Source organism: Spirosoma pomorum (assembly GCF_054776615.1).
This window is the reverse complement of record NZ_BAAHBP010000022.1, coordinates 20,549-31,488: the sequence shown is the minus strand read 5'-3', so window position 1 is coordinate 31,488 and position 10,940 is coordinate 20,549. Positions and strand designations below refer to the sequence as shown.

At 48.4% G+C, this 10,940-nt stretch carries 11 protein-coding genes; 8 read left to right on the top strand and 3 right to left on the bottom strand.

All coding sequences use genetic code 11. The features are described 5' to 3' along the window. Window positions 1-470 (top strand): thiol peroxidase (tpx, locus tag ACYVAD_RS12735; RefSeq protein WP_461139878.1); only part of this gene is annotated, 470 nt, incomplete at its 5' end. Between the two features lie 83 nt (window positions 471-553). Here the strand turns inward: tpx and ACYVAD_RS12730 are convergent. Continuing rightward, entirely contained in the window at window positions 554-1,012 is a 459-nt protein-coding gene (locus ACYVAD_RS12730; RefSeq protein WP_461139877.1) for a hypothetical protein, read from the bottom strand. Window positions 1,013-1,241: 229 nt separating this feature from the next. Between ACYVAD_RS12730 and ACYVAD_RS12725 the strand changes: the two genes are divergently transcribed. Continuing rightward, window positions 1,242-1,724, top strand: a complete 483-nt coding sequence (locus tag ACYVAD_RS12725) for a hypothetical protein (RefSeq protein ID WP_461139876.1) — start codon at window positions 1,242-1,244, stop codon at window positions 1,722-1,724. A gap of 165 nt (window positions 1,725-1,889) precedes the next feature. On the opposite strand, the gene ACYVAD_RS12720 is transcribed toward ACYVAD_RS12725, so the two are convergent. Together ACYVAD_RS12720 and ACYVAD_RS12715 are read right to left on the bottom strand one after the other, a co-directional pair. Continuing rightward, entirely contained in the window at window positions 1,890-2,321 is a 432-nt protein-coding gene (locus ACYVAD_RS12720; RefSeq protein WP_461139875.1) for a hypothetical protein, read from the bottom strand. 147 nt (window positions 2,322-2,468) lie between these two features. Continuing rightward, window positions 2,469-2,867 (bottom strand): cytidine deaminase, encoded by a 399-nt coding sequence (locus ACYVAD_RS12715; RefSeq protein ID WP_461139874.1) that lies wholly within the window; start codon window positions 2,865-2,867, stop codon window positions 2,469-2,471. Between the two features lie 169 nt (window positions 2,868-3,036). Here ACYVAD_RS12715 and ACYVAD_RS12710 point away from each other — a divergent pair, with 169 nt between their 5' ends. The 6 genes from ACYVAD_RS12710 to ACYVAD_RS12685 all read left to right on the top strand — a co-directional run bounded on the left by ACYVAD_RS12710 (window position 3,037) and on the right by ACYVAD_RS12685 (window position 10,665). Then, window positions 3,037-3,450 (top strand): hypothetical protein, encoded by a 414-nt coding sequence (locus ACYVAD_RS12710; protein ID WP_461139873.1) that lies wholly within the window; start codon window positions 3,037-3,039, stop codon window positions 3,448-3,450. Window positions 3,451-3,643: 193 nt separating this feature from the next. Further along, window positions 3,644-4,492 carry a DUF5694 domain-containing protein gene (locus tag ACYVAD_RS12705; protein WP_461139872.1) on the top strand — a complete coding sequence of 283 codons (849 nt, stop codon included), beginning with the start codon at window positions 3,644-3,646 and terminating at the stop codon, window positions 4,490-4,492. A gap of 409 nt (window positions 4,493-4,901) precedes the next feature. Next, window positions 4,902-6,476 carry a TlpA family protein disulfide reductase gene (locus tag ACYVAD_RS12700; protein ID WP_461139871.1) on the top strand — a complete coding sequence of 525 codons (1,575 nt, stop codon included), beginning with the start codon at window positions 4,902-4,904 and terminating at the stop codon, window positions 6,474-6,476. Window positions 6,477-6,677: 201 nt separating this feature from the next. Then, window positions 6,678-7,130: a cupin domain-containing protein gene (locus ACYVAD_RS12695; RefSeq protein ID WP_461139870.1), complete on the top strand. Its 453-nt coding sequence runs from the start codon at window positions 6,678-6,680 to the stop codon at window positions 7,128-7,130. Between the two features lie 158 nt (window positions 7,131-7,288). After that, complete coding sequence (locus tag ACYVAD_RS12690) at window positions 7,289-7,741, top strand: nuclear transport factor 2 family protein (protein WP_461139869.1); 453 nt, start codon at window positions 7,289-7,291, stop codon at window positions 7,739-7,741. 626 nt (window positions 7,742-8,367) lie between these two features. Continuing rightward, window positions 8,368-10,665 carry an FG-GAP-like repeat-containing protein gene (locus tag ACYVAD_RS12685; protein ID WP_461139868.1) on the top strand — a complete coding sequence of 766 codons (2,298 nt, stop codon included), beginning with the start codon at window positions 8,368-8,370 and terminating at the stop codon, window positions 10,663-10,665. The last annotated feature ends 275 nt before the right edge of the window (window positions 10,666-10,940 follow it).

Sequence of the window (10,940 nt, the reverse complement as noted above, 5' to 3'; positions counted from 1 at the left end):
CAATTCATACCGTTGGTAAACTGCCCCCGGTGGGAACATCGGCTAAAGAAGTCACTTTAACCGGTATTGACCTCAAGGACAATACATTAGCGGATTACAAAGGCAAATACGTAATCATGAATATTTTCCCTAGTGTGAACACCGGTGTCTGTTCCAAATCGGTCCGCAAATTCAATGAGGATGCTGCTGGCCTACAAAACACTACCGTGCTCTGTATTTCTAAAGACTTACCCTTTGCTCAGAAAGCGTTTTGTGGGGCGGAAGGGATCAAAAATGTGGTGATGTTGTCGGATTTCAGAACTGATTTCGGCCATGCTTATGAGGTACAAATTGCCGATGGTCCCATGAAAGGTTTATTAAGTCGGGCAGTGATTGTGGTGAATCCCGAAGGGAAAATTGTTTACGAACAACAGGTACCGGAGATTGGGCAAGAGCCTGATTACGCTGCCGCACTAGCTGCTGTTAAGTAGCGATTGAAGAGATAGCCAGCCGGTTAACTTTTACCCTATCGGACCAGCTGGCTATCATGCTACAGGGCTTCAATAGCACGTATCTAACGGGTCAATCGTAGAGTGCGTAGGAAGATACAGGCCTGGGTTGGACAAAGGGTGTCACGACTGATCATCGTCAGTGTATTCCCGTTGAGGGTACCGGTCAAACGAGCGACGTAGGTACGGGATACGCCATCACAAATAGCCTTGTTGCTATTACTCATGACCACATTAGTACCATTGATAGTACCTGTATATTCCACAGGAATGCTATTTGGTCCGATTGTTTGGATAACTGTAGCCTTAACGGTACCCGTTGTGTGATTAGAGCCAACTAGCTGAAACGTAGCTGTAGCAGTTGCATTTGGAGTGTTCCAGCTACAACTGCCAAGCTGTTGAGTTTGAAAATCTCCGGACCAATTGCCTTCAAGATCAGCATGAGCAACAGGTTCACCATCAGGCTTATCACAGGCACTCTGACTGAAAGCAAGTAGTAATGCAATAACTATGTTTGTTTTCATGGAACATACCAAGTTGTTGGCCGTGTGATTTCTCTTGAGAGAGAGAAATCACTCATTTGTTTCTACTCCCGGCGTTTAGGTATTTGTAGTTGGGGAACGAAGCGTTGCTCCAAATTCTAGCGTTTGTTGAGATAACTACCGCAGGAGTAATTCCGTATCTTAGCTAACATAACGTTTACTTATACAACACGAGAGGGGTTGGACGTTAGGTTTGTAAACGCTCAACATCATGGCAAAGCTACTTTTACCTCTACTGTTCTTAGGCTTCTTTGGCTGCCAGCACAAAGAAAGTGTGCCTAACGATGTGGCAGCTCGTGCTTCTGGTCGATATACAGTGCTAACCTATTGTATTAATGGCGATACTCTTTATTCTAGTAAGGGCGTCAACAAAATTAGTGTTAGCGAATTCTATATAGTTGTAGATCGTAAAAAATCAGATTCTGTACGAGTTGGTAGCGCCTACAAAAGAAATGGTGATGTTGGGGTAGCCATTCATATCAAAGATGTTGGTGTCAGCGAAAGTAACGGAGTCTTTCAACTTTCTGCTGGATCAAGAGCCCCGGCACTTTATGAGAGTAAAATAACAGCTAACACCTTTTACGAACGAAGTGTAAATGGTGCACCTGGCGTCGTTGTAGTACCACTTGGTTATTCTTTTAAAACACCTAGTAATCCTTCTCAAGAAGGGATAATTATTTCAGCCCAAAAGTAAAACGCGAATAGGGTTGATAAAAAGACGGTTTGTGCTATGGACCTTCTTATTACTTTATTCTATTTACATAAGATTAGTTATACAACTCTTATAAGAAGAGGGCAACTTGTTGGCCCTTAGGCAATTTTTATTTTCCAAGGATGATACAAGAGGCTTGTAATTACGCTACTTCAACTCAAACCATAACGTCTGACTGTCCTTTTCTTTAAGAAGATAACCACTCGGCACTTTTTCAACAGTATACCTACTTGAATCACGATCAACTAGCTGTGTCTTTCCATCCGCTATTAGTTGAATCGGGCTACTCTGTATGTAGAGTGAATCCCCTACCAATCGCCAGCTAAGTGGGTTATCCTTAATAATTCTATCCCCTTTTTTAACACGGAATGTAGCCTTACTCTCCCGATGGAAAATAAGATAAAGGTTTAAGTCATTTCCAACCCTACCAGTGTCTGCCCCTTCTCGCATGATGAAAATCTTATCAGCTAGGTCGCTGATTCTACTTCCAGTCTCGGAGTCAGTTACTTTTTGCCCTACTGCTAAGAAAGGGCTAAGAACCAGTAGACTTAAAAAGTAAGTGATTTTACCAGCAGACATTATACGTTTGATTCTCAGTTAGGTACAACTTAATTATCGAACAGAAAATAGTACTTCTCACAGACTTGTTGTATGACTATCTTTATGTTATTCAACCTATTCAAGAAAAGGTTATCTTGAGCAATAGGTCTGTTCCTAAAAATAGTTTTACTCCCGTTCATACTTGATTGGTAATAGATCAAGCACTGGTGTCTTAAAGATGCCCGAAGCATCCTCTAAAATCACCAAAGCATCAATGGCATAATCTGAGATTAGTTCTCGACACATACCACAGGGAGCCACGATTTTTCCCGTATGATAAACGGCGACAATTGACTCAATATCACTATCGCCTTGCGTAGCCGCGATACCAATTGTAACGGCTTCTGCGCAGACAGCAATCCGGCCAATATAGGCTTCTAGATGAATTCCTTCGAACACGTTACCTGACTTAGTCTTAAGCACTGAGCTGACAGCATGAACGTCCGGTTTGTACCGGAGACTAATTAGATCTCGAGCCTGTTGAATGAGTCTGAGATCGCAGTCATCGATAGGTAGACGGGTCATTTCAACTATTGTATAAGTGGCATTAGGTTAGCCAAGGTACGAAATTACTCGTGTGGTAGCTATCTCAACAAACGCTCCTAGGAGCGAGACCTGGATGATTTTTCTTTATATTTAACTTGAAGCTTACCACAAATCGAAACGTGCATTCCTTCAACCTGATACAATCACCATGAGCCGGTTTATATGTTTATTCACAATCCTGACGCTGGGACACACTGCTTTAGCCCAACGAGTGCTTTACACCAGTCAGGATATTAGTCAGCCCTACCAAGGCCCTGCTATCAAAACAATCCGACCCCATTGGTATTTTTCCTCGACGCTGACCATTCAGTATAAGGACGGTCGTTCACAGGATGTGCCCCGCGATAGTATTTGGGGTTATGAGGACCGGCGGGGGCGACGCTACCGGTATTATAAACATGATTTTTATCGGGTGCTGGATGCGAATGGGTTCGTTCGTTACAGCATCCAGCGGCCAACGGGGCGTGGGGTAGCCGACTTCCGTTATTTTAGCCAAGACTATGACAGCCCCCTTCGCTGGACGAAAGCCAAAGCGCGCCGTGACTCGACAGCGACCCGATAAGACTATTAACCAAGCCGCAGGCTAGCGTTAGCTCTGTGCATCCATAATATAAAAAGATACAAGTTTCACGAAACGCTTCTATCTGAAACGGAAGGGCATTAAGTATCCGTTTAGTCAAGGAGGCATTTCAGGAGGATGATAGCCGATTTTATTTATCTTAGTGACTGAACCCTAACCTGATAATCTGTCACTAATGCGCTTTTTTTGCTTACTGGCCACCATTCTTTGTTTCCTTTCGATCAATCTGTGCACCGTTATTGCCTGGGGGCAGATGCCCTCTTCTCCACATATCAAAGTCGTGTTGATGGGCACCTTCCACTTCGGGGCTACGGGGGATAAAGGCAAAATCTCGTTTGATGATCTGTTCTCGGCCAACAGACAGCGACAATTACAAAACCTGACCAATCAGCTGGCTGCCCTAAAACCCGACCAGATCTTTGTGGAGAGAGAGCCCGATGAACAGGCCCAGTGGGATAGCGTCTTTCACCAATACCTCATTCATCGACTCGACACCAACGCCATCCGAAACGAAATCTTTCAGGTGGCTATTCGGGCCGCCAGCAAAGCGGGCCTTTCCCAAGTCGTTTGTGTGGACCACCAGCAACCACTACCTTATGATAAACTGGCGGCATATGCCAAACGGTTGGAAACCGACTCACTAGCTCAGGCCAAACTGGCCAGCTACAAATTATTAAGTTTGGATTACCCGTATCCTAAAAAGACCAAAACCTTAGCGGGCAGTTCCTTGCTGGAGTACTACGTGTACATCAACTCAAAAGCGTATAGCGCCATTGATCGGGCTGACTACCTGGTGTATCCCCCGGCCTATGGCTACGATACGGATTACACGGGGGTGGAGATGATGACGAGCTGGTATGATCGGAATGCCAAGATTTTCACCAATATTTTGCGTCAGTCGCGTCCCGAAGACAAGCTATATATAGTGTTGTTTGGCTCCTCTCATATGCTTCCCTTGCGGCATTATTTTGAGAATCATCCTTATTTCGAAGTCGTTGAGTTGGCTTCTTTGGTGAAGCCTTAAAAAACCAAGATTTGGTCCTATGAGTAGCCGTTGAGGGGCTCTAGAGGAGTAGAACAAGCAAGTTAATCCGGTAGGGCTGAGTTGCTTTTGTTGTCAAGCCGCCTCAAAGCTATGCTGTTTGAGCTCATTAGAGCCAGTACAAACGGACCCATACCAGCGCGCCACTACTGTTAGTAGGCGTAGGCGACCGGTAATTTTAGGAAGTCGCATAAAAACGCTCCTAGCAGAGACATAGTGAAATTTACGTATCTTAATCTGGGCGTTTTTTATTCTTCCTCTACCCCCACATATGGTGAGATTATCGGACCATTAATACCAATAGGTTTATACCGTCATCAGTAAAAATAAAACAAACCACACTTGTCAAGTAAGGAAGATATCAATAGAGATTAGCGGGCAAGAAACTGATATGACTGATTCAATAATCAAGCGATCCATTGTGGTACTACTGCTAATGAGTAGCTTTTGGGTTAACGCTAGGGGATTAGTGGCAACGAATACTCAAGACCGCCCCTTTATTCTGACGTTTGTCAGCCCATCGCCCACCGAGGCCAAGTTTGCCTACACCAAAACTATTGTAACCCAGGTCTTTCATACCATTACGATCTACGAGGCAGGAGAGCGACAATTTATCGAAGTTAAGCCTAATACCATTCCCAAGAAGATAACCGTAAACACTAGGCAGGGGTATGTGGTGGTTAGTCATCATATCAACTACTTTGACACGGCTGACTATCTGTTTAGAAACGGGGACAGCGTAGCCGTCGACTATCAGAACGGGTTGCCCAAGATGACGGTGCTCAATCGGCAAGTGGCTCCCAACGACTATGAAGTCGAAACGCTTCTTAGAGGAGGGGCTAAAGTGCAAGAATACACGCCAATAGGGCAGTTTCTGGGCGCGACCTCTCTAAGCGCTCAGCGTATACTTTCCGACAAGGCGACCAAGGACCGTCTGTCCAAGCTGCCCCTTGAGCAGCGTTTAAACAAAGGAATAGCAATTGAGCAAACGATCCAACAGGAGCTCTACGCTAACTCGAGCGCTTACCTAGACAAAGCAGCAGCACGATTAGATTCCCTGCATCAGCAACAATCTCTTTCCCAGGATGTCTACCACTTCTACAAACATAAGCTAACTAACCTCAGGCATATGGTTGATATGCAGACAGGACGCCTGGACGAACAGCAGCTTCAGGTAATTTTTCGGCAGCAACAATCCGATTCCTTTGGCTATCCAGAACTTTACCGGCGTCAATTCCTGGAGAAGACAGCCGACCGCTTTGTGGTGGCAAAAGCCCCTTTCTGGGAGGCAAAAGACTTTGTCAACCGCGATTATAGGCAGGTCTACCAACTCCTGAGCCAGAGCTCTCTTTTTCCTAAGAAAGATCAGGACTATCTGCTCAGTCGGGAGGTCATCCGAATCGGTGACACCTTCTCCCGAGGTGATCTACTCACTTACTACAGGCGCTTCATGGAGCAGGCAACCGATACGGCGCTGGTCCAGTCGATGAAGGAAAAATACGAACTCGAATTTGCCGATAACCGAACAACGACTAATTCGGTGGTGTTGGTTAACTCCACAGGTCAGCAGCAGACGCTGGACCAGTTGATTAAACGCCACAAAGGCAAAGTGGTTTACATCGATTTCTGGGCAAGCTGGTGCGTGCCCTGCCGCCAGGCGTTACCCCGGTCCAGGGAGTTACGCCGGGGTCTGGAAAATAAGAATGTGGTGTTCGTTTACCTCTCCATTGATGCTGCCTTAAAGCCCTGGCAAAGCGCATCGAACAAGGAAGATCTGGCTACTTACGCAGACAGTTACTTGGTGCTTAACTACAATTCCGCCAATTTTTTCAAGCAGTACAAGGTATCGGCGATTCCCCGGTATATGATCTTTGACAAAGCGGGGCAGTTGTCCTACCAACAAGCGCCCAGTGTAGAGAGCCAGGAGTTCGTTGCCTTGCTGGAAGAGCTTGCCCAAAAACCATAGATAAGCGGGTGTAATTGGTGATTTCGGGCATTTCAAACAGACAGCCGACCTCATCAGGTCTCACATAAACGCTCACTTTAAGAATCAGCACACGAACGTCCAATGTAGCTTTTACCTGTATATACGCTAAGACCTTTGCCGAGAGCAAACAACAGGAGATGGTAGGCGTTAAAGTTGGTAAATCAACTCATTGTCGTTTATATGAAACCCCTCGTATTTACGCTGTATCTGACCATCGCATTCATTACTCAGGCAGTAGCACAAGATGAAATTATTTTCCCCAAAGGCGAAAAGGCGATGACTGATCACCAGATCGGAACCATCTGGCTCAACGAACTAAGTCCCGCCGATAGTACCTTCAGATATAATATTGCCATGGCTACGTTTGCGCCGGGAGCCCGTTTGCACTGGCATGTGCACCCGGATGGCCAGGTTCTGCTTTATACAGATGGAGTAGGCTACTATCAAGAGCGAGGTAAGCCGCTACGAACGGTACGAAAAGGCGAAGTGGTCAAATGTCAACCCGGCGTGGAGCATTGGCACGGAGCCACCCCCAACAGTGGTGTTACCTATATCGCTACCACATCGACTCAGAAGGGCAAAACGATCTGGTTTAAACGGGTAACCGATGAGGAGTATGGTGGCGGAAAGTAGTATTTGGATCATGAAACACTCGCCCGTGAGACGAAAGAGATTTTCGTATCCTTGATCCGGGCGTTTACTGAACTATAAATGCTACAGGTAGTTCGCTTTACGTACCGCGAACCAGAGGCAACCGCTGGGAGCGAGTTACCATGCTAATCGCTACCCCTATGTACCATCGCATTGTCGAAACGATTGTCCGCCAAAATTTTGAGCGTTTAAGCCAGGGCGACTATGAATCCATGCTCAAGGGAATGTCTCCATCGATCATTCATACCTTTAGCGGCCAGCATGCCCTGGGGGGAACCCGCCATAGTGTTCCTGCCATGCGGCAATGGTTTGCCCGCTTGTCTCGGCTTTTTCCCGGGCTCAATTTTGAGATTCGCAGTATAGCCGTTAGCGGGTGGCCCTGGCTAACGACCATCGCTGTGGAATGGACTGACCGAGCTACCCCCGCCGACGGATCAAGCTATGTCAATGAGGGAATGCACCTAATCAAAATGCGCTGGGGCAAGGTGGTGTATTTGCGGGCCTATCTGGATACGGCCGTTCTGATAGCAACGTGTGAGGGCTTAGCTGCTTACGGCCTCAGCGAAGCAATAGCCGCCCCCATCGAAGACTAGTTAAGTCAATCTCTGTATCAAAATACCCTAGTATTTGACTATGCTTTGCCGTTCGTCAACGGCAAACTAATGCTCCTTACCAAGGAGGTTCCCTTCTAAATAAGCTTTTTCAATAGCAAATTGTACAGGGGAGGTAGCCCATGCCCCGAGCCTTACTGACACTAACCCGGTCCATCCCAGCTTGGCAGCGGGCCAGACCTTGGCATGCCGAACGATGATAGGCATAAGAAGCCTGCCTGCCGCAGACCAGGACAGTCGTAGGGCGCTTACTGATCGGCTGGCGCGTAGATGTTCGAGGAGTTGTTTTCTGAGCGAGGGCGTTTAAGCTGGCCAGAGTCAGTAGCGCAATACAGACTATAAGCTGGTTCATTTTAAAAGTACGGGAGGATAGTAAACTCAGATAAAGTACCAAAATTGATACTTGTTCTTGGGCATCACTTTTCAGTTTGGGACAATCGCTTTCGTGTTTGGGACAATCTGCATGCCAACCCTGACAACGCTTGCAGCCATCACTAACTTACCACCGTTTTCCAGCAACGAAGCTTTGACCCCATAGGTCGGTCAACCGCAGCTAACGTGTGCGGACAACAAGCTAATTCAATTGTTCATTTACTAATCCACCCTCTATGTATTACAACTACGCTCGATTGGCTACTCACAAACTTGAGGCCGCAGTACGGGCTGTGCTCCTGGTCCTGCTTCTAGGGATGATAGCCCACCAAAGTTACGGTCAGTGCTTCCAGCCTGCTTATAGTCTTAAGCTCAAGTCCGAACCGGGGGAGCTGGTTACGGCGGACTTTAACCGGGATGGTAAAAGCGATTTTGCCGTCATCACGATGATGCACACGCTTAACGTCTTCCTAAGTACCGCTCAGGGATCGTTCGGACCTGCAGCCGAATATCAGCCATCTGGTGGCAAGACGCTTAATGAACGAGTTATTGCGGCTGGCGACTTCAATGGCGATGGCTATGCCGACCTGGCGGTCGGGGCCAACAAAGAGGTATTCACCGATACTGAACTCCTGATCTTTGTCAATAACGGCAAAGGGAGCTTTGCCGCGCCGGTAGCCTATACGATCTCATCGAATCCGGACGCCCCCCGGATCGTTGGGCTAAAGGTTGGCGACCTCAACGGGGATAACCGCCCTGATTTGTTCTCTCTCTCCACGCTTAAAAACAATGCAGTCGTACTGCTCAACACCGGAAACGGGACGTTCTCCCCGCCAGTGCTGTATGATACCGGGGGCAATGCCTACTCAGTAGTGAGTAGTGATGTCAATATGGATGGCAAGCCTGATCTGATTGCTAACAGCTTCCCAGGCAATGCTAAGGTGAGCGTGCTGTTAAATCGGGGAGATGGCAGCTTCGGGACTCCGATAACGTATACTACCTTTTATGATACAGTCCAGTTAGCCGCGGGCGATGTGAATGGCGACGGCAAACCGGACATTGTCCTCAAGACGCTAAACGATTTTATCATACTGGTCCTGCTCAACCAGGGAGGGGGAACGTTTTCCGATCCGGTTATGACCTACGTGGGGAGGGATTTTAGTGAACTGGTGCTAAACGATGTAGACCAGGACGGTAAACTGGATGTGGTGACAAGTCGCTGGGATCGATTAGCGGTTTTGCCGGGTAAAGGGGACGGAACGTTCGGTTTTTCCAGAAACTTTTCGGTGGACACGGGGGCCAACTCCGTGGCGGTAGCGGACTTTAATGGCGACAACAAACCGGACTTGATCACTGCCAGTTATGGAAACAAGTCTGTATCGATTCTCTACAGCTGCCCGACGGTGGTCAATACGCCACCCCAGCCGGTGGGGACCCCTAACCTGACGATTACCATAGGGGTTCCTTTCGCCTACACCGCAAACGCCTTCACGGATGCTGAGACCCCTAATAGCCTGACTTACGCCTTCACTACCAGCGGATCTCCCAGCGCGGTCCTTGGTCTGGAATTTGACCCCTCGACCCGGCGTATCAGCGGTACTCCGCAGAATGCGGGGGTGATGAGTGTGACGCTGACAGCCACGGATGCTGACGGCCTATCCGCCAGCACGACCTTTACTATCACTAGTCTTAGTCAAGCCTCAAACCTTTCCATTACTGGGGTGACGGCCGTGAGCTGCCAAACCCTCTCTGCCACCCAGCGGCAGGTGAGTTTCACGCCCCTTTATAGCGGGCTAAGCGGGGAGGCACTCAGCTTCTCGGTCGTCAATGAGTTATCGCCCACTAGTCAGGCTGCCCCCTACACCCTGCAACTATATACGGACAACCCAGTGATCACGCTGGTCGCCCAACAGGGGAAGCGCGAAGCTCGCTACGTCTACAATTGGCTGGCAGCTTGCACCAGTAGTAGTCAACCGACGGGGCTGTCCATCACGGGCGTGACGACGGTAAGCTGTCAGGTGGTAAGCGCCACCGAACGGCGCCTTAGCTTCATGCCCCAGTACAGTGGACAGACCTCGGAGCCGATCAGCTTCTCGGTCGCCAACGAGTTGTCGCCCACTACCCAGCCCGGCCCCTATACGTTACAGCTTTACATGGATAACCCGACCATTACGCTGGTCGCTCAGCAGGCCGCTCAGCAGGCAAGCTTCCGCTACAACTGGCTGGCTAGTTGTCCAGGCAGTAGTGGTAGCCGTCAGCGTATCGAGCCGCAACAGGTTCTGCAGGTGTCGGTGCTAGGCAATCCGGTTCGGGACGAGCACGTGTCCTTCGAGGTACAGGGGGCCAACGCTCAGCCGTTACAGCTCCGGCTGCTGACGCCCCAAGGGCAGGTCATTACGCAGCGACAGGTGTCTAGCCCACAGGCAATCGAGCGACATCAGCTCTCGATGGCTGGGCAACCAGGCGGTTTGTTCTTATTGCAGGTAAGCACACCCACGCAGAGCCGGGTTATCAAACTACTGAAAGCGAATTAGCTATCCGGCAGTGGCCAGCTATATTTGTTGCTAACGCGTCTAGCGGTTCACAATGAGCCGCTGGACGCTTGTCTTATTTAGTAGAATAGGTAGCTTGTCAACCCGGCAAAAGGGGTAAAGACTTAGTTCATCTTGCCGGGACGACTCGATGGCAATCATGGCACTCCGTACCGCTATTTTTTACCCATGCTATTTTATGTTCCTGCTTTTAGCCCAGCGTGTCTTATAGACCAGTAAAGGGACTTCAACAAGATCACGTATCAATCTCATGAAAC

Excerpts from the sequence above, each read along its gene's own strand:
- ACYVAD_RS12730 (WP_461139877.1), bottom strand. The coding sequence starts at position 1,012 with ATGAAAACAAACATAGTTATTGCATTACTACTTGCTTTCAGTCAGAGT.
- ACYVAD_RS12710 (WP_461139873.1), top strand. The coding sequence starts at position 3,037 with ATGAGCCGGTTTATATGTTTATTCACAATCCTGACGCTGGGACACACT.
- ACYVAD_RS12725 (WP_461139876.1), top strand. The coding sequence starts at position 1,242 with ATGGCAAAGCTACTTTTACCTCTACTGTTCTTAGGCTTCTTTGGCTGC.
- ACYVAD_RS12700 (WP_461139871.1), top strand. The coding sequence starts at position 4,902 with ATGACTGATTCAATAATCAAGCGATCCATTGTGGTACTACTGCTAATG.
- ACYVAD_RS12685 (WP_461139868.1), top strand. The coding sequence starts at position 8,368 with ATGTATTACAACTACGCTCGATTGGCTACTCACAAACTTGAGGCCGCA.
- ACYVAD_RS12690 (WP_461139869.1), top strand. The coding sequence starts at position 7,289 with ATGTACCATCGCATTGTCGAAACGATTGTCCGCCAAAATTTTGAGCGT.
- ACYVAD_RS12715 (WP_461139874.1), bottom strand. The coding sequence starts at position 2,867 with ATGACCCGTCTACCTATCGATGACTGCGATCTCAGACTCATTCAACAG.
- ACYVAD_RS12705 (WP_461139872.1), top strand. The coding sequence starts at position 3,644 with ATGCGCTTTTTTTGCTTACTGGCCACCATTCTTTGTTTCCTTTCGATC.
- ACYVAD_RS12695 (WP_461139870.1), top strand. The coding sequence starts at position 6,678 with ATGAAACCCCTCGTATTTACGCTGTATCTGACCATCGCATTCATTACT.
- ACYVAD_RS12720 (WP_461139875.1), bottom strand. The coding sequence starts at position 2,321 with ATGTCTGCTGGTAAAATCACTTACTTTTTAAGTCTACTGGTTCTTAGC.